This window comes from Achromobacter sp. Root565, from assembly GCF_001427425.1.
Lineage (GTDB): Bacteria > Pseudomonadota > Gammaproteobacteria > Burkholderiales > Burkholderiaceae_B > Achromobacter > Achromobacter spanius_D.
The window spans coordinates 506,346-530,163 of record NZ_LMGO01000001.1 but is presented as its reverse complement, the minus strand read 5'-3'; the positions used below and the strand labels follow the sequence as shown (position 1 = coordinate 530,163).

Genomic DNA, 23,818 nt, shown 5'->3' with positions numbered 1-23,818 from the left:
TCAGTCGAACTTGATGTTGCTTTGCTTGATGACGCCAGCCCACTTAACTTTTTCGCTGTCGATCAATTGCTGGAACTGCGCGGGCGATTCATCCAGCGGCTTCAGGCCCATTTCGTCCAGGCGCGCTTGCATGTCGGGTTGGCGCACCACGCGCGAGATCTCTTTGTGCAGGTAGTCGACAACCTGCGGCGGCGTGCCGGCGGGCGCGATGATGCCGAACCACACGTTGGCCTCGTAACCCGGCACGCCGGATTCGGCCAGCGTCGGCACGTCGGGCAGTTGGGGCAGGCGCTCCTTGGAGGTCACCGCCAGCGCTTTGAGCTTGTTCTGCTTGATGAACGGCAGGCTTTGCGTGGGGGTAGCGAAGATCAGCGGAATCAGCCCGCCGATCACGTCGGTCTGCGCGGGCGCGCCGCCCTTGTAGGGGATGTGGTTCATGCGGATCCCGGCCATCTGGTCCAGAAGCTCCAGCGAGATGTGCTGCGTGGAACCCTGCCCGGGCGTGCCGAAGTCGATGCCGCGCTCCTTCTGCTTGGCCAGCGTGATCAGGTCCTTGGTGGTGTTGGGCTCGAACTTGGGATTGGCCACCAGCACGAACGGCGTGTCGGCGATCAGCGAGACCGGCGCGAAGTCCTTGAGCGTGTAGGTCAGGTTGGGGTACAGCAGCGTGTTGGTGACGTGCGAGGAGATCACCAGCATCAGCGTGTAGCCGTCGGCGGGCGAGCGCTTCAGCTCACCGGTGGCGATGGTGCTGTTCGCGCCCGGTTTGTTCTCGACGATCATCGGCTGCGGCCAGGTCTTGGACAGTTCGGCGGCGACCAGGCGGGCCACGGTGTCGTTGGAGCCGCCGGGCGCCATGCCGACCATCAGGCGCACGGGTTTGGCGGGATAGTTCTCGGCGAAGGCGAGGGGGGCGGCAGCGGCAAGGGCGGCGGACAGGCAGCCGCCAACGAGGACACGGGCAAGGCGCTTCATGAGGTTGTCTCCTTGGATTGTTCTGCTGTTGTGGAACCCATGATAGACAGGCCGTCTCAGTCGATGAATGGATAATTTTGATAAGAAAATCGAGAAAATCGATAAATGCCCGGGGGCTTGAAATGGGCGTGCAGCAGAGGGCGCGCGGCATTGCTGCCGTCGCGCCCGCAGGCGGGCTTTTGCCCGGAGTGGTTCAGTCGAGGGTGTGGGCTAGCGCCTGCACGGAGGGCTGCAGGTGTTCGCGCAGGAGCGCCAGGAATGCCTGCGCGGCCAGCGAATCGGTGGCATCGCGGCGCCGCGCGAGGCAGATGTCGCGCTCGTTGATCGGCAGGGTCAGCGGCACGGCTTTCAAGCCGGCCAGCCGGAACTGAAAGAGCGCCAAGGTGGGCGCAATGGTGACGCCCAGGCCGGCTGCGATGAAGCCGGCGGCCGTGGACAGGCTGTTGACCTGATGCGAGCGCAGCCACTGCCGGGGGTAGATGGCGGCGTCCAGATGCTGGCGGATGCTGCTGTTGCTTTCGAATCCGATGATCGGATAGTCCAACACGTCCTGCACCGACAAGCGGCGCCGCGAGGCCAGCGGGTGGCTGGCGGGGCAGATGAAATGGAAGGTGTCGCGCGCCAGCACCTCGATGTCGAGATCGGTGCTGGGATAGACGGCTGCGCACAGCGCGAAATCCACTTGGCGGTTGCGGACCATGTCGATGCACACGGTGCTGGCCACGTCCTGCACCTGCACGCTGATGCCCGGGTAATCCGCGCTGAAGCGGGCGATGAGGCCTGGCAGGATGCCCGACGATATCGACGGCAGCGCGGCAAGCGCGACGCGGCCCTTGCGCCGCTCGACGTGGTCGCGCATTTCGGCCAGGGCGCGCTCGGTCTCGGGCAGCAGGTGGGCGACGATGTTCTGGAAGGCTTCGCCCTCGGCCGTCAGTTCGACGTTGCGCGTGCTGCGCGAGAACAGCTTTACGCCCAGGTCGCTTTCCAGGTTGGAAATCAAAGCGCTGAATGCGCTCTGGGTCAGGCAGCAGTGTTCGGCCGCGCGCGTGAAACTGCGCAATGCCGCCAGGGCCGTGAAGGCCTTCATGTGGCGTAGCGAAAGATTCATGCGGCGGTCTCCGCTGCGCTAAGGACTAGAAACCATACAGCGTCGCCGGATTGGCCGCCAGCACCTGGCGCCGCAGCGCGGCGTCCGGCAGCCAGGCTTCGATTTCGCGAAGCAGGCGCACGGCCGGAACGTCGCGATAGGCGCTGACCTCGGTGGGCTGTTTGCCCGGTTCGCGATTGGTGTGCGGCCAATCGCTGGCCCACAGCGCACGTTCCGGATTGCGGCCAATGAAGGCGCGTGCCAGCGCGGTCACGCGTTCGGCTTCACCGGCATCATCGGGGGCCGCGCTGATGCGGTAGGACGCCGACAGCTTGACGTAGGCGGCTCCGCTGCCCACCAGGTCCAGCACCTGCCGGATTCGCGCATCGTCCTGCGCAAGCCGCGCCGGAATCATCGCAAAGTGATCCAGCACCACCGGCACCGGCAGCCGGGCCAGCGCAGGGGCGGCGCTGGCGATGGCGTCCAGCGAGGCGTAGACCTGGATGTGCCAGCCTTGCCCCGCTAGACGGCCGGCCCAGGCCGACAGGGCGCGGCTGACGGCGGCGGCGTCGCTGGCGCCCGTGCTTTCCAGGTTGACGCGCACGCCGCGTACTCCGGCATCGTGCAGGTGCGAGAGTTCGGCGTCGGCCACATCGTCATCCGCCACCGCCACGCCACGCGCCGCGCCATCCAGGGCCAGCAGGCTGTGGACGAGCAGGCGGTTGTCGCTGCCATAGATGCTGGGCTGCACGATGACGGCGTGGGCGAGGCTCAGCCGTTGCAGGTGCGCGCGCAGCGCATCCGCTGACGCCGGACCGGGCGTGTAATGCCGGTCCGCCAGCATGGGATAGTCGACCTGCGGCGCCACCACATGCACGTGGCAGTCGCAGGCGCCGGCGGGAAGCTGCGGCGCCGTCATGATCAGCCCGCCTGCAGGCGGGCGACGAAGGCTGCGCCGGCTTCGCGCGTGCCCAACTTGCCGCCCACGTCACGCGTGCATTCCTGCGCGAGGATGGTGTCGGCGATGGTGGCCTCGATGGCGGCGGCGGCCTGCGCGAACGCGGCGTTGCCGGTCTTCTGGCCGTGCCAGTTCAGCAGCATCGCGCCCGACAGGATAAGCGAGATCGGGTTGGCGATGTTCTGGCCGGCGATGTCGGGCGCCGAGCCGTGCGCGGCCTGGCCCATGGCGTAGTCGCGGCCGGCGTTCAGCGAGCCACCCAGGCCAAGGCTGCCCGACAGTTCGGCGGTCAGGTCGGACAGGATGTCGCCGAACATGTTGGTGGTGACGACGACGTCGTAGCGCTGGGGCGCGCGCACCACGTGCGCCATCATGGCGTCGACGATCACGTCGTCCACGCGCACGTCCGGAAACTCCTGGGCGACCTGACGGCACATTTCCAGGAACATGCCGTCGCCCAGCTTCAGCACGTTGGCCTTGTGGACCATCGTGACGTGCTTGTTGCGCGTCATGGCCAGCTCGAACGCGGTGCGCGCGATGCGCTCGCAGCACTGGCGGGTGATGCGGCGCAGCGATACGACGACGTCGGGCGTGATCAGCATTTCGCTGCCGCCGGACTCGACGTTGCGGTCGGCGTAGAAGCCTTCGGTGTTTTCGCGCACCACGACCAGATCGAATTCGCCCAGGCGCGCCTGCATGCCGGGGTAGGTGCGAGCGGGACGGATGTTGGCGTGCAGGTCGAGCTTCTTGCGAAAGTACATCGACGGATTGATCTCGCCGCGGGCCTCGTCCTTGAAGTCGTAGGTGGCCATGGGGCCGAGCATCAGGCCGTCGGATGCCTTGACCTTTTCAAGGAGGGCGGGCGTGACGGTGGCGCCGTGCTTTTTCAGGCTGTCATGGCCCGCGATGTCGTGGTCGAACTGCAGATTCAGGCCGAAGCGCCGCGACGCGGCTTCAAGCACGTCGACGGCGACCGCCATGGTTTCGGGGCCGATGCCGTCGCCGGGGAGTACAACGATTTTCATGGGAGCGTTTTCCTGTGGGTTGATGGGCCGGGCTTATTCGACCTGGACCCCGGTGGCTTGCACCAGGTTCTGATACTTGGCGGCTTCGCTGCGCACGAAGGCCGTGAATTCCTGCGAGGTGTTTGGGCGCACGGCGGCGCCGTCGCCTTCAAGCCGCGACTTGATCGCGGGCTCGGCCAGAATGGCGTTCAGCTTGGCGTTGAGCTGCTCGACCACCGCCGGGGGCGTCTGCGCGGGCGCGAAGACACCGCCCCACAGGCTGAATTGGAAGTCCGGCACGGCGGCCTCGCTGATGGTGGGAACGCTGGGCAGGATGCCCTGGCGCTCCCGCGAGGATACCGCCAGCGCCTTCAGGCGGCCGCTGTTGATATGGGGCATGGCGGCCGATGCGCTGGAAAAGAAGAAGTCGACGTGGCCGCCCAGCAGGTCGGACATGGCCTGGCCCGCACCCTTGTAGGGCGCGTGGATCATGCGGGTTTGCGTGCCGAGCGCCAGCGCGGCGGCGGCCAGGTGGCCGGGCGTGGCGGTGCCGGAGGATGCGTAGGCCAAGGCGTCCGGCTTGGCACGGGCCGCGGCGATCAGCGCGGCCAGATCCGCATAAGGCGACTTTTCCGGCACGGCCAGCACCAGCGGTGAATCGCCCACAAGAATCACCGGCGCGAACTCGCGCAGCGGGTCGTAGCCCAGCGATTTCATGGCGTAAGGGTTGACGGCGATTTCGCCGGTCTGGCCGAGCAGCAGCGTGTAGCCGTCCGCCGGCGCACGCAGCACGATGCGCGATCCCACCGCGCCCGACGCGCCGGGGCGGTTTTCAACGATGAAGGTCTGCTTGAATTCCGTGCCCAGGCGTTCGGCCAGGATGCGGGCGAAGACATCACCCTGGCCGCCGGGCGCGTAGGGCACGATCATCGTCACGGGCTTGGCCGGGTACGCATCCGCCGCGTGTGCCGCGCCGGCCAGCATCAATGCCGTGCCGGCCGCCGCGCCTTGCAGAAGGCGGCGGCGCGCGGGATCGAAGGAATAGGGTTTGTGCTGCATGGTGTCTCCTTGTTGTCTCTGTGCGGCCGTTGCGCGCGGTGGCTCAGTCCAGCGCCATGCCGGACTTCTTGACCACGCCTTGCCACATCTCCAGTTCGGCGGCCAGCGCCTTTCCGAAGTCGTCGGGCGAACCGGTGATGGCCTCTGCGCCTTCGTGTTTGAGGCGGTCGGCCACCAGCGCGTCGGCGGCGGCCGCGTTGATGGATTGGTTCAGCTTGGTGACGACCTCTGGCGGCGTGCCGGCCGGCGCCAGCACACCCCACCACGTCGTGATGTCAAAGTCGGGCACGCCCGCCTCGGCCACGGTGGGCGTGTTGGGGAAGAGCGGCGAACGCGTCTTGCCCGTGACGGCCAGCAGGTCCACGCGCTGGTCGCGCACCTGCGACAGGATGGTGGGCACGGTGGCGAAGAACACCTGGACGCGACCAGCCAGCAGATCGACCGTGGCCGGGCCGCTGCCCTTGTACGGCACGTGCGTCATGGCGGCGTGGGTCTTTTGCTTGAACAGTTCGCCGGCCAGATGGTTGATGCTGCCGTTGCCCGCCGAGCAGAAGTTCAGGTCGGCGTCCGGCTTGGCCGCCAGTTCGCGCAGTCCGGCGATGGAGGTCAGCTTCAGGTCCTTGGCCGTCACCACGAAGAGCGGGCCCCGGCCCAGCATGGCAATGGGGGCGAAGGACTTGCGCACGTCGTAGGTGGTGCTGATGCCGGCGGCGGCGTTGGTCACGAAGGTCGACGTGGCAAAGAGCAGCGTGTAGCCGTCGGGGCGCGCGTTGGCGACCAGCGCGGCGCCGATGGAGCCGCCACCGCCGCCGCGGTTCTCCACGACCACGGACTGGCCCAGCTTGTCGGCCAGCGTGCGCGCCATGTCGCGCGCAATGCTGTCGGTGCCGCCGCCCGCCGCAAAAGGCACCACCAGCGTGATGGGCCGGCTGGGATAGGTGTCGGCGGACGCGGCCACCGGCGCGCAAACCGCGGGCAATAGAAGGGCCAGCCCCGCCAGCAGACGCTGCGGGGATACGTTGAACTGCTTCATCGACTTGTCTCCGATCGACGGCCGCGCTCAGCCCTGGCGCAGCATCTTTAGGCGTTCCAGCAGGGCCTGGTGAATATGGTGTTGGGCGGCGTCTTGCGCGCCTTGGACGTCGCGGGCGCGGATGGCGTCGACGATGGCCTGGTGTTCCTGGTTGGAGCGGCCGGCCCGCTCGGACGAGCTGAGCGTGCTGCGTCCCAGCAGATAGGTGGTCTCGGTCAGCGACTGCAGCGAGCGGATCAGGTAGCGGTTGTGCGCGGCGCTGTAGATGGCCTGGTGAAAGCGCAGGTTCTGCGCGACGGGGTCGCCGTTGTCGCCTTCGTCCAGGATGGCCTGCATGTTGGCGATCTCGGCGTCGGTGGCGTGGCGCGCGGCGAAGGCGGCGGCGGCGCCCTCCAGCACTTCGCGCATGGAGTAGAGCTCGCCGACCTCTTGCTGGTCCATCGTGGTGACGACCAGTCCGCGGCCGGGCTCATGCGTGATGAGGCCTTCGTCCTGGATGCGCTTGAGCGCCTCGCGCACGGGGGTGCGGCCCATTTCGAGCTGGTCGGCGACTTCCACTTCGCGCAGTCGATGGCTGGGCGTGAACATGCCCACCAGGATGCGTCGCTTGATCTCGTTGTAGGCGGCGAAGGCCTGCGAATTGCTTTTCGGAATGGGCAAGATTGTCTCGGCGCGTTTTTTGTATATTTTTGCGTACAAAAAATCGGGAGACAATCCGGCCCCTGAATTTGGGTCTACGCCGCGCATGCGGCGGGCCTGCTCGACGCGTTCCTCTGGCTTTACGGCATCGCCGCCACGCGCCGCCGGAACAGGTCTGCCATGGTGGCGGCCGCCAGCGATAGCGGGGTGCCCTGCAGGGTCATGATGCCGATGCTGGCGACCGGCATCGGCACGTCCGCGCGGACGCGCCGGGCCTCGTCGCCGTAGGGCTTGATGTTGAGCATGCCGGACGGGCAGATGATGAGCGCGTCGCTGCGGGTCATGAGGCTCCACATGACGCCAAAGGTGTCGCACTCGATGACGCGGGCGGGCTCGGGCAGGCCGTGCGCGCGCAGACCGCGCAGGAAGGCCTCGGTATGGCTGCCGCCCGAGACGTTGAGCAGCCATTCGCAGCCGCGGATATCGTCCCAGCGCCGCGCGCGCGCCAGCGGATGGCCCTTGCGGCAGGCGATCATGAATTCCAGCGGGCGCAGTTCCTCGAATTCGAATTCCTGACCGCCGGCGCCGTCGTTCATGCGCGAGGCCAGCGCAAAGTCCAGCGCGCCGTTGCGCAGCGCCGGCTGCACCGAGGCCAGCAGGCCTTCCGACACCTTGACGTTCGCGGCCGGCATGCTGGCCCGGAATTCGGCCAGCACGTCGGGCAGCACGCTGAGCATGACCATTGGCGTCACGCCCACCGCTACCCGGGCCTGCGCGCCGCTGAGCAATTGGCGGATGTCCTGGCGCGCCAGTGCGAGCTGCGCCTGCGCCAGGCGCGCCCGCACCGTCAGATGCTCGCCGCATTCGGTGACGGCGATGCCCTTGGGGCTGCGCGTCAGGAGCGGCGCGTCCAGTTCGGTTTCGAGTTCCTTGATGGCCTTGGTCACGGCCGCCTGGCTCAGGTGCAGGCTGCGGGCGGCGGCGCGGATGCTGCGCAGTTCGGCCACTTTCAGCCACGCCCGCAGTTGATGGTCTTTCATGACGGTTTTTCGGCTGACAACCTGGGGTGGTCACCTTAACAAAAATATAGCCTTACATGCAGCGCGGACGATCCCTAAGCTGATCGTCGATCAGGCCCGGCAAGACCGAGAGGCCTGGCCCGAAAAAGCGCTTCAGGAGAATGCCATGCCGATCTTTGCCCGCCGTGCCGTTTCCTTGTTTCTTGTCCTGCTGGCCGCCACCGCTGCCGGCGCCGCCCGCGCCGACTGGCCGGAACGGCCGATCAAGCTCATCGTCCCGTACGCCGCGGGCTCCGGTCCCGACGTGGTGCTGCGCCCGATTGCCGACGCGCTGGGCCGCGAACTGGGGCAACCGGTCATCGTGGAAAACCGGGGCGGGGCGGGCGGCATCGTCGGCACGCAGGCCCTGGCGTCGGCGCCGCCCGATGGCTACACCATCGGCTTCGGCAACATCGTCACGCTGGCGATCAACAAGAGCATGTACGCCAAGCTGCCCTACGACCCGCAGCGCAGCCTGGCGCCCGTCAGCCTGGCGATCAGCAACGCGCTGGTGCTGATCGCGCGCAACGGCCTGCCGGCCAACAACGTGCAGGAGCTGGCCGCGTATGCGAAAAAGAATCCCGGCAAGGTCAGCGTGGGATCGCTGGGGGTCGGCTCCAGCGCGCACCTGGCGGGCGAAATGCTCAAGAGCGAGACCGGCACCACCATGCTGCACGTGCCGTACAAGAGCGGCCAGCAGGCCGTGGTGGATCTGGCCGGCGGGCAGCTTGACGTGATGATCGACAACGTCGCGGGCGTTCTGCCTTTTATTCGCTCCGGTCAGGTCAAGGTGCTGGGCGCCACCAGCTTGAAGCGCGTGCCGGTGCTGCCGGAAGTGCCGACGCTGGAGGAGTCGGGCCTGAAGGGTTTCGAGGTGGTGTCGTGGGGCGGCATCGTGACGCCGGCGGGCGTGCCCAAGCCGGTGATCGAAAAATTGAATGCCGCCGTCGCCAAGGCGTTGCTGGACCCTGCGGTGCAGAAACAGAACGAGACCCTCTCCGTCGACGCCACGCCGTCGACGCCCGAGCAGTTTGCCAGCCTGATCGCTGCCGAGATTCCGCGCTGGGCCGCGATGGTGAAGCAATCCGGCGCGTCGGCAGACTGAACGGACCGTTGCCGGACCGGCGACGAAGGCCCGGTTTCAAGGAATAGGGAGACATCATGACGAACGCACTCTGGCGCTGGAACGCGCTCGATCTGGCCCGCGCCATCCGCAACGGCGAAGTATCCAGCCGCGAGGCCGTGCAAAGCTGCCTGGACCGAGGCCAGGCGATCAATGCCGCCTTCAACCCGCTGACGGAGACCTATGCCGAGCAGGCGCTGCGCGCCGCGGATGCGGCCGATGCGGCGGTGCGCGGCAAGCAGGAATTGGGCGCGCTGCATGGCGTGCCGGTCACGATCAAGGCCAACGCGGATCTGGCGGGCACGGCCACGACCAACGGCGTGACGGCCTACCGGGACCTCATCGCGCAGGAGAACAATCCGGCGGTCGACAACTGGCTCCGCGCGGGCGCGATCGTCATCGGACGCACGAACGTCCCGGCGTTTTCCTGGCGCTGGTTCAGCGACAACGATCTGCATGGCCGCACCGTCAATCCGTTCGATGTGGCGCGCACGCCGGGCGGCTCCAGCGGCGGGGCGGCGGTGGCGGCGGCGCTGGGCGTCGGCCCGCTTGCCCATGGCAGCGACCAGGGCGGCTCGATCCGCTATCCCGCGTATGCGTGCGGTGTGGCGGGGCTGCGGCCCTCGCAGGGCCGGGTGCCGGGCTACAACGCCACGCAGCGATCGGAGCGCCCGGTGGCCTCGCAGATGGCGGCCACGCAAGGCCCGCTGGCGCGTACGGTCGCCGATCTGCGGCTGGGTTTGGCGGCGATGTCGGGCGGCGATGCGCGCGATCCCTGGTGGGTGCCGGCGCCGCTGGCGTTTCCTGAGTTGAATGGCAACCGGCGCGTCGCGCTGTTTGCGGGCACGGCGCAGCACCAGGCCGATGCCGCAGTGGCCGACGCGCTGCAACGCGCCGCCGGCTGGCTGCAGGACGCCGGTTATTTCGTCGAGGTTGCCGAGCCGCCGCAGTTCGATGCCGCGGCCGCGCTGTGGCTGGACGTGTTGATGAACGAAGCCGCCGGTTCCATGCAGCGCGAGATCGAACGCGCCGGCGACCGTGCCATCCAGAACGCGTACCAGAGCATGCTGGCGCACACGCCCCGCAGGGACAAGGACGGCTTTATTCAGGCAATGGCAATGCGCACGACGATCCTGCGCGAATGGGGCCGCTTCTTTGAGCGCTATCCGATCCTGTTGATGCCTGTGTCGTTTGCGCTGCCTTTCCCGGTGGATCGGGATCAGCAGGGCACGGACGTGATGGCGGACATCCTGCGGGCGCAGAGCCCGTTGATTTCGACGGCGATCCTGGGACTGCCGGGGCTGTCGGTGCCCGTCGGCCTGGCTGGCGGCGTGCCGGTCGGGGTGCAGCTGGTGGCGGGACGGTTCCGCGAAGACCTGTGCCTCGCGGCTGGGGAAGCCATCGAGGCGCGGGCCGGCTGGTCGGTGCTGGATCGGCTGGGGGTTTGAACGCGCGCGGCGGTTAACGGGCGGTGTCGGGCACGTCTTCGTCGGCCCTATTGATCCTCGCGCATCGGTAGAGCGCTTCCTTGTCCAGCACCGTCAGTCCGCCGTAGTGCGTTTGCAGTACGCCTTCGCGCGCCAGCCGGGTCAGTGCGGTGTTGCAGCGCTGGCGCGAGACGCCGCACAGGCCGGCGATCTCTTCCTGCGAGATCCGCAGCCGATCCTTTGTGCCGGAATGGACCTCGGCGTCCAGTTGCGCCGCGACGGCGCGCGCCACGGTGGTGTCGACGTCGAGCAGTACGTTGCCGGTGTAGCAGCCCATCAGCCAGTTCACCCGCTGCGCCAGGTGCGTCATCAGCGCCTTGGTGAATTCGATGTTGTTGTTCCAGAGGCGCTCGCAGGTGTCGCGCGGCAGGATCACGATGCGGCTGGGGCGCAGGGCGACGACTTCGTATTCGAAGCGCTCGCGGCGGATCATGGTGGCCTCGCCGAACCAGCTTCCCGTGCTGAATCCGGCCAGCGACAACGTGCGGCCATCGGTGCCGGGCGACGACCACTTCACCAGGCCCTCCACCACGCCATACCAGCCGGGCGAGCGGGAACCCGCGCGAAACAGGTATTCGCCTGTCGCCAGCGACACCGTTCGCAGTTCGGCACGCACCACATCGCGCTCGAGTTCGGGCAGACCCTTGTACCAGGGCACCACGTCGAGCATCTTGTCCACGGCGCTGCGCGCCGGCCGGCGATTCGCGTTGGACGCGTCGTCGCCCGCCAGGACTTGCGGTTCGCGCATGTTCGTTCCCTGTCTGGAGGTGGAATTCGGCCCAGGTAAACCCTAGGCGTCTTTGTCAACGTGATGACTGTCCCCAAGGGCAGCCGGACCGCAGAATGATTGACGCCCACGGGCCAAAAACCATAAGAGGAGACCGGTATGTTGTCAATGCCACGCCTGCTGTCCGCCACCGCCATTGCCGGCGCCATTTCCGCCACGCTGCTGCCCGCCACGGCCGCGCAGGCGCAAGTGTCGGACGACGTGATCCGCATCGGATTCATCACCGACATGTCCGGCGTTTACGCCGGGCCGGATGGTCCCGGCGGCGCGGAAGCCATCAAGATGGCGATCGAGGAAATGGGCGGCCAGATCAACGGCAAGAAGATCGAGCTATTGACCGCGGACCACCAGAACAAAGCCGACGTGGCGTCGGCCAAGGCGCGCGAATGGTTTGACCAGCGCGGCCTGGACATGCTGATCGGCGGCACCAATTCCAGCACGGCGCTGGCCATGTCGAAGGTAGCCGCGGACAAGAAGAAGCCGATCATCGTGGTGGGCGCCGGGGCGCCCGCGCTGACCAACGAGCAGTGCACGCCCTACACGCTGAATTACGCCTACGACACCGTGGCGCAGGCGCGCGGCACGGGCGCGGCGGTGGTCAAGGCGGGCGGCAAGAGCTGGTACTTCCTGACGGCAGACTACGCTTTCGGGCACGCGCTGCAGGCCGACACCACCAAGGTTGTCGAGTCCGGCGGCGGCAAGGTCGTTGGCAGCGTGAAGCATCCGCTGGCCGCCAGCGATTTCTCGTCGTTCCTGTTGCAGGCGCAAGGCAGCAAGGCCGAGATCCTGGCGCTGGCCAATGCCGGTGCGGACGCGACCAATTCGATCAAGGCCGCCAACGAGTTCGGCATCACCAAGACGATGAAGCTGGCGGGCATGATCATGTTCATCAACGACATCCACGCCATGGGCCTGCCGGCCGCGCAGGGCATGTACCTGACCGACAGCTGGTACTGGAATGCGTCGGACGAGACGCGCGCCTGGAGCCGCAAGTTCTTCGATCGCCGCCAGTCCATGCCGTCCTCGCTGCAGGCGGCCGACTATTCGGCCGCGTTGCAGTACCTGCGCGCGGTCAAGGCAACCGGGACGGACGACGCGGACAAGGTTCTGGCTTACTTGCGCGAAAACAAGCTGAACGACATGTACATCAAGGACGGCGTGGTGCGCCCCGATGGCCGCGTCGTGCATGACATGTATCTGCTGCAGGTCAAGAGCCCGGACCAGTCAAAGGAGCCGTGGGACTACTTCACGGTGGTGCAGGCCATCGACGGCAACGAGGCCTTCACGAAGCAGTCCGAAAGCCGCTGCGCGCTGTGGAAATCCTAGGAGAACAGCATGGCAAAACGCAAAGTCATCGTGACCATCGCCCCGACCGGGGGCATGGCGCTGAAAAGCCAGAATCCGCACCTGCCGACGCAGCCGGCGGAAATTGCGGAGGATGTCTACCGCTGCTACAACGCGGGCGCCAGCGTGGTGGCGCTGCATGCGCGGCGTGCGGATGATCTGGCGACGTGCGACGCCGCGGTCTACCGGAAAATGAACCAGCTGATTCGCGAGCGCTGCGACATCGTGCTGAACAACTCCACGGGCGGCGGCGTGCATGGCGACATGGTCGCCGAGACCTCGCCCGGCACGTGGGAGATTCTGTGGGAGGAGCGTCTGAAGGGCATGGACGCGGGCGCCGAGATGTGCACGCTGGACGCCACCACGCTGAACCTGGCGTTCGGCGACCGCGAATACTTGATGAACACGCCGCTCAGCAAGGGGCGCGAACTGGCCGCCGGCATGAAGGCGCGGGGCATCAAGCCCGAGTGGGAGGTGTTCAGCCCGACGCACATCCTGCAGGACGTGACGACGCTCATCAACGAAGACCTGGACGAAGGCCCGCACTTCATCAACCTGGTCATGAACGTGCATCGCAACTTCCAGAACGCCATGCCGTTCTCGCCGCGGCATCTGCAGATGATGGTGGACCTGCTGCCCAAGAACAGCGTCTTTTGCGTCAGCGGCATCGGGCCGTCGCAGCTTGAGGCGAACATCAGCGCGCTGCTGCTGGGCGGCCATGCGCGCGTTGGGTTGGAAGACAACCTGTACTACCGGCATGGCGAGCTGGCCACCAACGTTCAGTTGACCGAGCGGATCGTGCGCATCATCCGCGAAATGGACATGGAGCCGGCCACGCCTGCCGAGGCGCGCGAGATCATGGGCCTGCCGCTGAAAAGCGGCATCCGCCCCGAGTTCGCGCTGTGACGTAACCGTCTGACGGGGCGGCTCGGGAGCCTCCCCGTCGCAACCCATTCATCGGGAAAGGACATGACCGAATCATTGAAAGGCGCCCGCGTCCTGGTTACGGCGGGCGCGCAGGGCATCGGGCTGGCGATCGCGCGCAGATTTCTGGATCTGGGCGCCGACGTGCACATCTGCGACGTGGACGAAGCGGCGCTGAAGGCGGCGCAAGAACGCCTGCCCGCACTGAGCGCCAGTCTGACGGACGTGTCCGACGAATCGCACGTGCTGGCAATGTTCGAGGCGCTGGGCGCGCGGTGGGGCGCATTGGACGTGCTGGTCAACAACGCGGGCGTGTCCGGTCCGACCAGCCGGCTTGAGGACACCACGCTGGACGCCTGGCGCAATACCCTGGACGTCAATCTGACGGGCACGTTCCTATGCGCGCGCAGCGCGGTGCCCCTGCTGCGGGCCGCGGGCGGCGGCGCCATCGTCAATATCTCGTCCGTGGCAGGGCGCCTGGGATTTTCGCTGCGCTCGCCGTACAGCGCCAGCAAGTTCGGGCTGGCCGGGCTGACGCAGACCTGGGCGATGGAGTTGGGACCGTCGAACATCCGCGTCAATTCCGTGCTGCCGGGCGTGGTGTCGGGCGACCGCGTCGAGCGCATCATCGCCGCCCGCGCCGAGGCCGGCGGGGTCAGCAACGAGGAGATGCGGGAGCAGCTTGTGGAAAAAGTGTCGCTGCGCCGCATGACGCGTCCGGAAGACGTGGCGAATCAGGTGGTGTTCCTATGCTCGGATCAGGGGGCGATGATCAGCGGGCAGAGTATTTCGGTGTGCGGGAACGTGGAGTATCTGGGATGAGCCGGCCGATTGTCCTTTCCACCACGCCGGCCTCGGCCAGCACCGCGATGATCAGCGCCGCCGTGCCGATGACGAACATCGTCCGGTGCTGGCCGCCGCTTGCGCTGAACACGGCCGAGTAGCCATATCCGGCCAGCGCCTGAAAGGTGGCAAAGCTCACCGTTGCGCGGCTCCAGGCCTGGTTCTGCGCAAAGGCATCGTGCGGAATCAGGTCGTGGATGCGCGCCAGCGCCAGCGGCACGATACCTGGCGGGAAGGTGCCCGCCACCAGCGCGGCGGCGCTCAGCGATGCGGAGTGGCTGCTGAAGCTTAGCGCGCCCATCGCGACCGCCTGCACGGCCAGGGCGATGCGCAGCGCCTGGCGCGGGCCGAGCCGGTCGCCCAGCCAGCCATAAAGCGGAGGGCCCATCATTGCGCCGACGCCGTAGAGAATCCAGAAGCGCGCGCCGGCCGCGGCGCCCGCGCCCAGGCCACGCTCGACGAAGTCCACCAGAAAGACCATCGCCGGGACCAGCGCGACCGCCATCAACCCATACTGGCCAAACAACAGAATCACGCCGGCGCGATGATCGGAGGGTTGGCGGGTAGGGGCGGGTGTGCCCGGCACCGAGTCCGCCAACCGGCGCGACGCGGCGCCGTGCGCCGGCCATGCACGCCAGGTCAGCAACGTCAGCGTGGCCGATATGGCGGCAAGACCCAGCCATGCTTCCTGCAGCCCCATGCCCAGCAGCCACGGCACAACCGTGCCGGAGCCTGCGATGCCGACCCCGATGCCCAGGAAGATGGCGCCGCCCGCCAGGCCGCGCCGCGAGCTCGGCACATGCGGCAGGATCGTCGCGGCGGCCAGCACCATGATGGCGCCGCCCGCGATGCCCGACGTAAGGCGCCAGCCGAAGAACCAGCCGATGGACAGCGGAAGGCTGCACGCCGCGAAAGCCAGGGTGACAAGCGCCATCATGGCGCGCAGGACCTGTGTACTGGAAAAGCGCCGCGCCAGGGGCTGGCCGATGAGTGCGCCGATGAGGTAGCCGGTCAGGTTGGCGGCGCTCAGGAACACCACGCTGGACGAGGAGAACCAGTGTGCCTGGATCAGCGCGGGGACTAGTGGCGCGTAGGCGAAACGGGCCAGGCCGATGCTGGCGAGGCTGGCGGCGAACTCGGCAAGGACATACCGCCAGGCAGCGGTGCCTGCCACGGGGGGTGTTGCAACGGGAGTTGGCGCCGCGGAGGATGCGACGGCGGATGGATGCGACATGGAAAACCTCACGCTTCGAATGCCGGGCGAAACCGACCGGCGTGCGAAAAAGTATAGGTAGCCCATGCGCTGCAATCACGCAGCAATTTGCAATGGCACTAATGCAAAAATGCGGCAGTAACGGCTGGCAATGATCGCTGGGTGCTGACGCTGAAAATCGTCGGCTATTGCGACGGCGGGTCGAACTGCTTTGCGACGGCGTCGATGAATGCCCGCACGCGCGCCGTGTGCCGCAGGTCCTGGTGCGTCACCAGCCACACGGGAAAGCCGCCCGTGCGTTCGCGCGCCGGCCACAGGCGGACCAGACCGCCGCGCTCGGCCATGGGCACGGGCAGCTCGCCGATGCCAATGCCGTCGGCGATCATGGCGCGCAGCATCAGGCTGGAATTGGCCGTGGCCACGATGCAGCCCGCCTGCGCCGGTTCGCCGACGATGGTGGGCGCGCGGCTGCCTTCGAGGTAGGGCTGGTAGTACACCAGGTCATGTCCTTGCAGGCCCTCGCCTTCCGACGGCGCGCCGCGCAGTTCAAGGTACTGCTCGCTGGCGTACAGGCCCACTGGCCAGCGGGCCAGTTGGCGCGCGACGAGATCCGGGTTCTCGGGCTTGACGTTACGGATGGCGATGTCCGCCTCTCTCCGCGCAAGATTGGCCATCTGGGTCGACACGCTCAAGCGGACGCGCACGGCGGGGTGCTGCACGTGCAGCGCCGCGATGGCCGGTATGACGAACTCCATGGCCAGCGAGTCGGTCGTCGCGACCTTGACCTCGCCTTCCAGCCGCCCGTCGGTGCCTTGGGCCTGCCGCACCAGGTCATGGGCAAATTGCTCCATGCGCTCGGCCGCGCGCAGCACGCTTTCGCCGGTGGGCGTAAGCGTGTAACCGGTGGAACTGCGCAGGAACAACGTCGCGCCCAGGGTGTGTTCCAGCGTGGCGATGCGCCGCCCGATCGTGGCCTGATCGACGCCTGCCACGCGCGCGGCGCGCCGCAGCGTGCCCTCCCGTTGCAGCGCCAGAAAGATCCTTGCATCGTCCCAGTTCATTGCTTCCTTTGCGGCGGTGTGCCGGCATCGTCAGGCCCGTCCGGGCAGCGGGATTATCGCCTAAACCCCCGTTGCCAAATCCCGCCAGCCCAGGCAATAATCGCGCTTTGTTAATTGATAACCGTTCGCATTAATGCTGGTGTGAGCGGTGTCGCGGGCGGGATCGTGAGCGGATCGGAAGGGGCATCCCAGGACTTCGAGAGCCTATACGGCAATCACCACGGCTGGCTGCTGGCGTGGGTGAACTGGCGCCTGGGCAACGCGGCGGACGCCGCAGACCTGGCGCACGACGCGTTCGTGCGCCTCTTGACGCGCCCGTGCAAGTTCGACAACGCCCGCCATGCCAGGACCTACCTGCGCCGGATGGCCAATGGCATGTGCATCGACCTGTGGCGCCGCCGGGATCTGGAGCAGGCCTGGCTGGACGCCCTGGCGGCGCAGCCCGAACCCACGGTGTCTTCGGCCGAGGACCAGGCCATGGTGCTGCAGGCCCTGGGCGAAATCGACGCGATGCTGCGCGGATTGCCGCCCAAGACCGCCCACGCCTTCGTCATGGCGGTGGCGTGCGAGATGAGCGATCAGGAAGTCGCCGACGTGCTGGGCGTGTCGTCGCGCATGGTCCGCAAGTACGTCGCCCAGGCCATGCTGTGCTGCATGCAGCTCGAGGCGCGCCTGGCAGCAGGATATGCGGACGAGCCGGCTGGCCTGCCGCAGGTGGCCGCCCCATGAGCGCCGCGCAGGCGCGCGAGCCCTCCCATCGCGCGATGGAGCAGGCCGCCGAATGGTACGCCCTGCTGCGGTCCGGCGACGCGTCGGCCGCCGAACGCCAGCAATGGCAGCAATGGATCGAACGCGCGGCGGAACACCGCGAGGCCTGGGGTTACGTCGAACGCATCGGCCGCCGCTTTTCTGCTCTGCAATCCAGTCCGGACCGGGACGCCGCTGTGACGGCGTTCGGGCAGGCCGCGGCGGCCCGGCCGCGCGCGCGCCGGCAACTGCTGCTGGGAATGGCGGGGGCGCTGGGCATTGCAAGCCTGGGGTGGACGGCGTGGCGGCAGACGCCGTTGCCCCTTGCGGCCTCGACCTGGGGCGCGGACCATCGCGCGGGGCTGGGCGAAACGCGCCACGTCTCGCTGGCGGACGGCACCCAGGTCTGGCTGAAGGCCTTGAGCGCGTTCGATGTCGACTATGGCGCCACGCTGCGCCGCGTGCAGCTGGTCGCGGGTGAACTGCTGATCGAGACCGCCAAGGATCCAGTACGTCCCTTTGTCGTGGACACCGCGCAAGGCCGGCTGCAGGCGCTGGGCACGCGCTTCACTGTGCGCGGCGAGGAAGACGGCGTGGTGGTGGCCGTGCATGAAGGGGCCGTGCGCGTCGACACGGCCGCCAGCCGCGCCAGCGGCATCGTGCCGGCGGGTCGGCAGGCGCGGTTCACGGCTGACACGCTGGACGGCTTCCTGCCGGTGGATCCGGCCCGCGAGGCCTGGACGCGCGGCGTGCTGGTGGCCGACAACACGCCGCTGGCGGACGTGGTGGCCGAATTGCGCCGCTATCACTTTGGCCACCTGGCCGTGGCGCCGGAGATCGCGCGCCTGCATGTCTTCGGCAGCTATCCCATCCGCGAAACCGACCGCGCGCTGGACATGCTGGCCTCGGTGCTGCCGGTCCAGGTGCGCCGGACGATGCCCTGGTGGATCAGCCTCGAAGCGCGCGCCTGAAAAAATAATCCGCGAAACGGTTCCGGCTTTTGCCCGCTCGTTCGAATAAGGACAGTAAGAGCCGCTCGCGCCCAGCAATCCGCATGGCTGGCGCGCCGCTCTCCCTTTCAGAACCTTACGCACGAGAGCACAGGTCCCGTCATGTCCCACCGTCCTTCTTCCGCCGCCGCGGCCTTTCCCGTGACCCGCGCACGCGCCTTGGCCGCCCGTCGCGGGCGATTCCCGTCCTGGGGCTTGCCGCTGGCCCTGGCGATGGCCGTTTCCGCCGTCTGGGGGCCGCCGGCCCACGCGCAGGCCGAGCCCGCGACGACGGGGGTGGCGGATCTGATGACCTTCGACGTTGCCCCCGGGCCGCTGAACCAGGTACTGACGCGGCTGGCGAACGAGTCCGGCATCCTCTTGGCCGCGCAGCCGTCGCTGGTGGCCGACCGCCACAGCAACGGTGTGCGCGGCCGCTACACCCCTCACCAGGCGCTGGAGCAGGCCCTGGCCGGAACGGGGCTGCGCGCCACGCGCGAGGCGCCGAACCAGTACCGCCTGAGCGTCCTGCCCGCCGGGCAGACCACGACGCTGGAACCTGTGACGGTGACGGCCTCGGGGCTGGCGAGCGGCCTGCCGCCCGTCTACCCCGGCGGGCAGGTGGCGCGCGGCGGTCGTCTGGGCCTGTTGGGCGACCGCGACGACATGAGCACGCCGTTCAGCGCGACGCAGTACACCGCCAAGCTGATCGAGGACCAGCAGGCGCAGAACATCGGCGACGTGCTGGTCAATGACCCCACGGTGCGCAATACGTATTCGCGCGGCGCGGGGCGGGACGAGTTCAACATCCGCGGGTTCACGCTGTTCAATTACGACGTGTCGTTCAACGGCCTGTACGGCGTGTCTCCGCGCAATTCGAGTTCGCTGATCGGCGTGGAGCGCGTCGAAGTGCTGCGCGGCCCCAATGCCTTGCTGAACGGCATGGCGCCCTACGGTTCCGTGGGTGGTTCGATCAACCTGGTGCCCAAGCGCGCGGGCGCCGATCCCCTGAACCGCTTCACCGTGTCGTACATCAGTGACAGCCAGTTCGGCGCGCACGCCGACCTGTCGCGCCGCTATGGCGACAGCCAGGAATGGGGCGTGCGTCTGAACGTGGCGGGCAGCGGCGGCGATCTGCCGATGGACGGTGCGAAGGAGGACCTGGGCGCCGTGGCGCTGGGCCTGGACTACCAGGGCGAGCGCCTGCGCGTGGAAGGCGACATCAATTACCAGAACCGCACGACCGATGCGCGCAGCGGCCTGCTGTTCCCGCCGCCCTCGGGCACGGACATCGGCCGGGCGCCGGACGCACGCCGCAACTTCTTTCCGTCGTGGACCTACTGGAAGACCAAGGAATGGTCGGGCGCGTTGCGCGCCGAGTACGACGTGTCGCCGGACTGGACTGTCTACGGCGCGGTGGGCGCGCGCAAGCACGACTTTGAGAGCATGCAGACGAGCTGGCTGATGTTGAACGAGGCCGGCGACATTGGCGCGGTGCCGGCCCGCCTGAACGAGTCGCTATTGAGCAAGACGGGCGAGATCGGGGTGCGGGGGCGCTTGCAGACCGGCCTGCTCAAGCATGAGCCGGCGCTGAGCGCCAGCGTGCTGGACATCGACTATTCGGCGGCGCGGATCCGGTCCGGCACGGTGTTTTCCAACATCTACAACCCCGCGGATCTGCCCAAGCCGAACATTGCGCGGCCGTCGGATCTGCCGCGGGCCAGCGATTCTCGGCTGGTCAGCATTGCGCTGGCCGACACGATCTCGATGGCCGACGACCGCGTGCAGTTCATCGCGGGCGTGCGGCACCAGCGCGTGGAGTCGACCAACTTCGACGCGATGACCGGCCGCCAGACGTCGAACTACAACGAGTCGGCCGTCACGCCGGCGTTTGCATTGACCGTCAAACCCACGGAGCGGCTGGCGCTGTACGGCAATTACATCGAGGGCCTGAGTCAGGGCGGGACGGCACCCGAGGGCGCCGTCAACGCGGGCGAAGTGTTCGCCCCGGAAATCTCCAAGCAGTTCGAAGTGGGCGCCAAATACGATTTCGGCCAGTTTGAAACGACGCTCAGCGCGTTCCAGATCGAGCGTCCCAGCAGCTATCTGGATCCTGCCAGCCTGCGCTACGTGTCCAATGGCAAGCAGCGCAACCGCGGACTGGAATTCCTGGTGCAGGGCGAGCCGACGCATGGCGTGCGCCTGCTGGGCGGCGTGGCCTACACCGATGCGCGCCTGACGCGCACCGAGGGCGGGCTCAACGACGGCAACCGAGCGCCCGCTGTGCCGCGCCTGCAGTTCAACGCCGCAGCCGAATGGGATACGCCGTTTGTGCCGGGTCTTACGCTGACCGCGCGGATGCTGCGCACCAGCTCGCAGATCGTCGACGTCGCCAACACGCAGGAGATTCCGGGCTGGACGCGCTTTGACGTGGGCGCGCGCTATGCATTCAACGCCAACGGCAAGCCCGTCGTCATCCGCGCGATGGTCGAGAACGTCCTGAACAAGAACTACTGGCAGTCCGCGGCGCGCGAAGGCCTGACGGTCGGGGCGCCGCTGACCGTGCTGTTGTCCGTGAGCACGGAGTTCTAAGGCAGACGGCCCGCCATCAGAACTTGTACGCCACGCCCGCGCTGAACGCGCGGGCATTGCGCGGCGCGGCCGGGGTCAGCCTTTGACCTGCGCCGGCTGATAGAAGCAATAGCCGCTGCTGCGCAACGTCTTGACGGGCAGCGTCTGGCCGCTCAGGGCTTCGACGCGGCGGCGCAGCCGGCGCATCTGCGTGTCGAGCCGGCGTTGATCGTATTCCAGGTAATCGGCGCCCAGGGCTTCGACGATCTGCCGCCGGCTGATGTTTTCGCCGGGCTGGCTCATCAGGCAATGCAGCACGGTCAGGTCCTGCTGCGACAGCGGCATGGCCGCCGCGCCCGGGATGTGCAGGCGGCGGGGGCCGATTTCAAGCAGCCAGCTCAACGGCGGCAGATCCTGGCCCGGCTGAGGCAGCCCCAGCCTGCGCACCAGCGCGGCCAGCGTGGCGGCCAGCTCGTCCAGATCGCAGCCCTTGCCCAGATAGTGGTCGGCGCCCATGCCCAGGCCAGAAATCCGGTCGGGCCCGGTCTGGCGCGCGCTGAACACCACGATGCCCACTTGCTGGCCGTCCTTGCGCAGGCGCTGGATCAGGTCCAGGCCGCAGCCGTCGGGCAGGCCGATGTCGATGACGGCCAGATGGTGGCGGGCGGGGTCGAAGCGCTGGTCGAATTCCTGCAGGCTGGACACGCACGTCGGGGCGTATCCAAGCTCTTCGAGGAACTCGCCGAGCTCCTGGCGCAGCACGGGTTCGTCTTCGAGCAGGATCACTTCAGGCATGAGGCGCCCGCGAAATACAGCGTGGAGGGCTGGTGTAATCTGCCGGGTTGCACGGAAATGCTGCGTAGATTGCGATTGATGAAACGGGAATGTTACTCCAGGGCGATGCGGTGGCTGGCGCTGCTGGCCTGCCTGTTCGCGGGCTTGCTGGCCGCGGCCGCACCGGCGCGCGCCGAGCCGTTGCGTCTGGATGGCGTCGAACGCGTGCAGGATGCCGGCGGCCATCTTGAGCGCCTTATTGATCTGGATGGCCGCCTGGACGTGGGCGACGCCGCCAGCTCGGATGACTGGACGCCGCTGCCAGGCAGCCTGAGCGCGGGATTTACGCCTGCCACGATCTGGCTGCGCCTGCCCGTGCAGGTCGACAAGGTCATGCACGGCGGCTGGATGCTGCGCCTGACCAACGCGCTGCTGGACGACGCGCGCGTCTACGTGGGCCACGGCGGCGGCTGGACGATGGGACGCAGCGGCGAGGATCTGGCGCGGCGCAAATGGCCGGTGGACTATCGCAGCCCCGTGATCCAATTCAATCCGTCGCAGCCGGGCGCGTACGTCATCCTGGTGCGGCTGCAGAGCAAGAACGCGATGGCGACGCGGCTGGAGGTCTGGCAGCGGCTGGCGTTCGACAACCAGTCGCGCCGCGAGGGCCTGCTGTTCGGGCTGTATTTCGGCTTTTATCTGCTGCTGATCTGCGCGCACGCAGCGTTCTGGCTGGTCACGCGCGCGCCGATGAGCGGACTTTTCCTGGCCTACATCGGCAATTGCGTCTTCAACGAGGTGCTGTCGCTGGGGCTGGTGCAGCAGTTGACCGGCCTGCCGGTGGCCTGGAGCGACCGGCTGCTGGGCGTTGGCATTGCCGTCAGCCTGCCGGTGGCGCTGCGTGTCGCCTGCCGCCAACTGAATCTGGAAGCGCTCTATCCGCGCGCCGTGCGCTGGCTCGACTGGCTGTTCTGGGGCATTGCCGCAATCTGCTCCGCGCTGATCGTGACGGGCCACTACGGCGCCGGCATGCAGCCGATTCAGGGGCTGGCGCTGCTGGTGATCGTGGGCTTTTCCACGCTGGCCGCGTATCTGCTCAAGCGCGGCTGGCGGCCGGCGCGCTTTTTCGCGCTGGCGTTCGGGGTGTTCTACCTGGGCGTGCTGATCGCCTTCCTGCGCAACCTCGGGGTGTTTCCGGTCAACGCCTTTACCGAGTATGTCTCCACGCTGGGCACGATGCTGCACATGCTGCTGCTCAGCCTGTTCATCGTTGGCCGCTACGAGCGGCGCCGCCGCGTGCGCGAGCTGCAGCAGGCCAACCTGGCGGCCGATCTGGCGCGCCAGCACAGCCACTGGCTGGAACGCGAGGTCGCCCTGCGCACGGCCGAAATGCAAGGCGAGATCGAACGCCGGGTGGCGCTGGAAGGCGAGCTGCGCACGTCGCTGGAAAAGGAACGGCAGATGTTCACGGAGCAGCGCGAGTTCGTGGCGATGGTGTCGCACGAGTTCCGCACGCCGCTGGCGATCATCACGACCTCGGCCCAGCAGCTGGGCCGCAACCTTGCCGCGCCGCTGGAAAAGAGCCTGGCGCGCTGCGCCAACATCCGCAATGCGGCCACACGCCTTTTGGCGCTGGTGGACGAATACCTGACCGATGACCGCATGCGCGAACCGCGCGCCGAACTGCGCACGACCCGGTGCGATCTGCCGGCGCTGCTGCAGGACCTGGCGAGCGAGTATCCGCCGGGGCGGGTGCAAACCAGGTATGAGACGGGAATCCAGACCCTGGACTGCGACGCGGGCATGCTGCGGATCGCGCTGCGCAACCTGCTGGCCAATGCGGACCGGCATTGTGACGAGGGGGGGACGGTAAGCGTGTCGGTGCGCGAGGACGGCGCCATGCTGCGCATCGCCGTGGCGAACCCGGGCAGCGGCATTCCGCCCGCGGAGCAGGAGCGGTTGTTCCAGAAATACTACCGGGGACACAACGCAATGCGTCATCCGGGTGCAGGGCTGGGCTTGTATCTGGTGAGTTCGATTGCGGAACGGTTGGGCGGATCCGTGATGTTGGAGTCGGCGGGCGGTGACAAGCCGGTGTGTTTTTGCCTCAAGTTGCCGCAGTCGGGGGCCGTTTGAAAGTGG

The 23,818-nt window shown here is 67.6% G+C and carries 21 protein-coding genes; 9 read left to right on the top strand and 12 right to left on the bottom strand.

Annotation, left to right across the window (positions count from 1 at the left end; genetic code table 11):
• The 8 genes from ASD71_RS02315 to ASD71_RS02280 form a co-directional block, all read right to left on the bottom strand.
• Positions 1-975 (bottom strand): tripartite tricarboxylate transporter substrate binding protein, encoded by a 975-nt coding sequence (locus ASD71_RS02315; RefSeq protein WP_056559369.1) that lies wholly within the window; start codon positions 973-975, stop codon positions 1-3.
• A gap of 193 nt (positions 976-1,168) precedes the next feature.
• Positions 1,169-2,083, bottom strand: coding sequence for a LysR family transcriptional regulator (locus tag ASD71_RS02310; RefSeq protein WP_056559366.1), 915 nt, complete (start codon positions 2,081-2,083; stop codon positions 1,169-1,171).
• A gap of 25 nt (positions 2,084-2,108) precedes the next feature.
• On the bottom strand, positions 2,109-2,981 hold the full coding sequence (locus tag ASD71_RS02305) for an amidohydrolase (protein ID WP_056559363.1): 873 nt from the start codon (positions 2,979-2,981) through the stop codon (positions 2,109-2,111).
• Between the two features lie 2 nt (positions 2,982-2,983).
• Positions 2,984-4,045, bottom strand: coding sequence for an isocitrate/isopropylmalate dehydrogenase family protein (locus ASD71_RS02300; RefSeq protein ID WP_056559360.1), 1,062 nt, complete (start codon positions 4,043-4,045; stop codon positions 2,984-2,986).
• 33 nt (positions 4,046-4,078) lie between these two features.
• Positions 4,079-5,083 carry a tripartite tricarboxylate transporter substrate binding protein gene (locus tag ASD71_RS02295; RefSeq protein WP_056559358.1) on the bottom strand — a complete coding sequence of 335 codons (1,005 nt, stop codon included), beginning with the start codon at positions 5,081-5,083 and terminating at the stop codon, positions 4,079-4,081.
• Between the two features lie 43 nt (positions 5,084-5,126).
• On the bottom strand, positions 5,127-6,116 hold the full coding sequence (locus ASD71_RS02290; protein ID WP_056559355.1) for a tripartite tricarboxylate transporter substrate binding protein: 990 nt from the start codon (positions 6,114-6,116) through the stop codon (positions 5,127-5,129).
• Positions 6,117-6,143: 27 nt separating this feature from the next.
• A complete protein-coding gene (locus tag ASD71_RS02285; protein WP_235512006.1) occupies positions 6,144-6,776 on the bottom strand; it encodes a GntR family transcriptional regulator in 633 nt (210 codons plus the stop codon).
• 119 nt (positions 6,777-6,895) lie between these two features.
• On the bottom strand, positions 6,896-7,795 hold the full coding sequence (locus ASD71_RS02280; protein ID WP_056559348.1) for a LysR substrate-binding domain-containing protein: 900 nt from the start codon (positions 7,793-7,795) through the stop codon (positions 6,896-6,898).
• Between the two features lie 145 nt (positions 7,796-7,940).
• On the opposite strand from ASD71_RS02280, the gene ASD71_RS02275 reads away from it, so the two are divergent.
• Positions 7,941-8,918, top strand: a complete 978-nt coding sequence (locus tag ASD71_RS02275; RefSeq protein WP_056559344.1) for a tripartite tricarboxylate transporter substrate binding protein — start codon at positions 7,941-7,943, stop codon at positions 8,916-8,918.
• Positions 8,919-8,974: 56 nt separating this feature from the next.
• Positions 8,975-10,384 carry an amidase family protein gene (locus ASD71_RS02270; RefSeq protein WP_056559341.1) on the top strand — a complete coding sequence of 470 codons (1,410 nt, stop codon included), beginning with the start codon at positions 8,975-8,977 and terminating at the stop codon, positions 10,382-10,384.
• Positions 10,385-10,397: 13 nt separating this feature from the next.
• Here the strand turns inward: ASD71_RS02270 and ASD71_RS02265 are convergent, their stop codons facing one another.
• Entirely contained in the window at positions 10,398-11,171 is a 774-nt protein-coding gene (locus ASD71_RS02265) for a Crp/Fnr family transcriptional regulator (protein ID WP_235512005.1), read from the bottom strand.
• A 147-nt stretch (positions 11,172-11,318) separates the two neighbouring features.
• Here ASD71_RS02265 and ASD71_RS02260 point away from each other — a divergent pair, with 147 nt between their 5' ends.
• From ASD71_RS02260 to ASD71_RS02250, 3 genes are all read left to right on the top strand, one after another.
• A complete protein-coding gene (locus ASD71_RS02260) occupies positions 11,319-12,536 on the top strand; it encodes an ABC transporter substrate-binding protein (protein WP_056566317.1) in 1,218 nt (405 codons plus the stop codon).
• Positions 12,537-12,545: 9 nt separating this feature from the next.
• Complete coding sequence (locus ASD71_RS02255; protein ID WP_056559337.1) at positions 12,546-13,460, top strand: 3-keto-5-aminohexanoate cleavage protein; 915 nt, start codon at positions 12,546-12,548, stop codon at positions 13,458-13,460.
• A 63-nt stretch (positions 13,461-13,523) separates the two neighbouring features.
• A complete protein-coding gene (locus ASD71_RS02250) occupies positions 13,524-14,300 on the top strand; it encodes an SDR family oxidoreductase (RefSeq protein ID WP_056559334.1) in 777 nt (258 codons plus the stop codon).
• Here the strand turns inward: ASD71_RS02250 and ASD71_RS02245 are convergent.
• Both ASD71_RS02245 and ASD71_RS02240 read right to left on the bottom strand, forming a co-directional pair.
• Complete coding sequence (locus tag ASD71_RS02245; RefSeq protein ID WP_056559331.1) at positions 14,251-15,495, bottom strand: YbfB/YjiJ family MFS transporter; 1,245 nt, start codon at positions 15,493-15,495, stop codon at positions 14,251-14,253. The two genes, ASD71_RS02250 and ASD71_RS02245, sit on opposite strands and share 50 nt — an antisense overlap.
• A 224-nt stretch (positions 15,496-15,719) precedes the next feature.
• Positions 15,720-16,595 (bottom strand): LysR family transcriptional regulator, encoded by an 876-nt coding sequence (locus tag ASD71_RS02240; RefSeq protein ID WP_056559327.1) that lies wholly within the window; start codon positions 16,593-16,595, stop codon positions 15,720-15,722.
• Between the two features lie 165 nt (positions 16,596-16,760).
• Here ASD71_RS02240 and ASD71_RS02235 point away from each other — a divergent pair, with 165 nt between their 5' ends.
• The 3 genes from ASD71_RS02235 to ASD71_RS02225 all read left to right on the top strand — a co-directional run bounded on the left by ASD71_RS02235 (position 16,761) and on the right by ASD71_RS02225 (position 20,923).
• A complete protein-coding gene (locus ASD71_RS02235; protein ID WP_056566312.1) occupies positions 16,761-17,324 on the top strand; it encodes a sigma-70 family RNA polymerase sigma factor in 564 nt (187 codons plus the stop codon).
• Positions 17,321-18,313 (top strand): FecR family protein, encoded by a 993-nt coding sequence (locus tag ASD71_RS02230; protein WP_056559323.1) that lies wholly within the window; start codon positions 17,321-17,323, stop codon positions 18,311-18,313. The genes ASD71_RS02235 and ASD71_RS02230 overlap by 4 nt, the downstream gene beginning before the upstream one ends.
• A 141-nt stretch (positions 18,314-18,454) precedes the next feature.
• Positions 18,455-20,923 carry a TonB-dependent receptor gene (locus ASD71_RS02225; RefSeq protein WP_235512004.1) on the top strand — a complete coding sequence of 823 codons (2,469 nt, stop codon included), beginning with the start codon at positions 18,455-18,457 and terminating at the stop codon, positions 20,921-20,923.
• 75 nt (positions 20,924-20,998) lie between these two features.
• Here ASD71_RS02225 and ASD71_RS02220 read toward each other — a convergent pair whose 3' ends face one another.
• Entirely contained in the window at positions 20,999-21,697 is a 699-nt protein-coding gene (locus tag ASD71_RS02220) for a response regulator transcription factor (protein ID WP_056559320.1), read from the bottom strand.
• A 78-nt stretch (positions 21,698-21,775) separates the two neighbouring features.
• Here ASD71_RS02220 and ASD71_RS02215 point away from each other — a divergent pair, with 78 nt between their 5' ends.
• Positions 21,776-23,812, top strand: a complete 2,037-nt coding sequence (locus ASD71_RS02215) for a sensor histidine kinase (RefSeq protein ID WP_156395060.1) — start codon at positions 21,776-21,778, stop codon at positions 23,810-23,812.
• Positions 23,813-23,818 lie beyond the last annotated feature (6 nt).

Bases quoted from the DNA above. Each gene is read 5' to 3' on its own strand.
- ASD71_RS02315 (WP_056559369.1), bottom strand. From the start codon at position 975: ATGAAGCGCCTTGCCCGTGTCCTCGTTGGCGGCTGCCTGTCCGCCGCC.
- ASD71_RS02310 (WP_056559366.1), bottom strand. From the start codon at position 2,083: ATGAATCTTTCGCTACGCCACATGAAGGCCTTCACGGCCCTGGCGGCA.
- ASD71_RS02305 (WP_056559363.1), bottom strand. From the start codon at position 2,981: ATGACGGCGCCGCAGCTTCCCGCCGGCGCCTGCGACTGCCACGTGCAT.
- ASD71_RS02300 (WP_056559360.1), bottom strand. From the start codon at position 4,045: ATGAAAATCGTTGTACTCCCCGGCGACGGCATCGGCCCCGAAACCATG.
- ASD71_RS02295 (WP_056559358.1), bottom strand. From the start codon at position 5,083: ATGCAGCACAAACCCTATTCCTTCGATCCCGCGCGCCGCCGCCTTCTG.
- ASD71_RS02290 (WP_056559355.1), bottom strand. From the start codon at position 6,116: ATGAAGCAGTTCAACGTATCCCCGCAGCGTCTGCTGGCGGGGCTGGCC.
- ASD71_RS02280 (WP_056559348.1), bottom strand. From the start codon at position 7,795: ATGAAAGACCATCAACTGCGGGCGTGGCTGAAAGTGGCCGAACTGCGC.
- ASD71_RS02275 (WP_056559344.1), top strand. From the start codon at position 7,941: ATGCCGATCTTTGCCCGCCGTGCCGTTTCCTTGTTTCTTGTCCTGCTG.
- ASD71_RS02270 (WP_056559341.1), top strand. From the start codon at position 8,975: ATGACGAACGCACTCTGGCGCTGGAACGCGCTCGATCTGGCCCGCGCC.
- ASD71_RS02265 (WP_235512005.1), bottom strand. From the start codon at position 11,171: ATGCGCGAACCGCAAGTCCTGGCGGGCGACGACGCGTCCAACGCGAAT.
- ASD71_RS02260 (WP_056566317.1), top strand. From the start codon at position 11,319: ATGCCACGCCTGCTGTCCGCCACCGCCATTGCCGGCGCCATTTCCGCC.
- ASD71_RS02255 (WP_056559337.1), top strand. From the start codon at position 12,546: ATGGCAAAACGCAAAGTCATCGTGACCATCGCCCCGACCGGGGGCATG.
- ASD71_RS02250 (WP_056559334.1), top strand. From the start codon at position 13,524: ATGACCGAATCATTGAAAGGCGCCCGCGTCCTGGTTACGGCGGGCGCG.
- ASD71_RS02240 (WP_056559327.1), bottom strand. From the start codon at position 16,595: ATGAACTGGGACGATGCAAGGATCTTTCTGGCGCTGCAACGGGAGGGC.
- ASD71_RS02230 (WP_056559323.1), top strand. From the start codon at position 17,321: ATGAGCGCCGCGCAGGCGCGCGAGCCCTCCCATCGCGCGATGGAGCAG.
- ASD71_RS02225 (WP_235512004.1), top strand. From the start codon at position 18,455: ATGTCCCACCGTCCTTCTTCCGCCGCCGCGGCCTTTCCCGTGACCCGC.
- ASD71_RS02220 (WP_056559320.1), bottom strand. From the start codon at position 21,697: ATGCCTGAAGTGATCCTGCTCGAAGACGAACCCGTGCTGCGCCAGGAG.
- ASD71_RS02215 (WP_156395060.1), top strand. From the start codon at position 21,776: ATGAAACGGGAATGTTACTCCAGGGCGATGCGGTGGCTGGCGCTGCTG.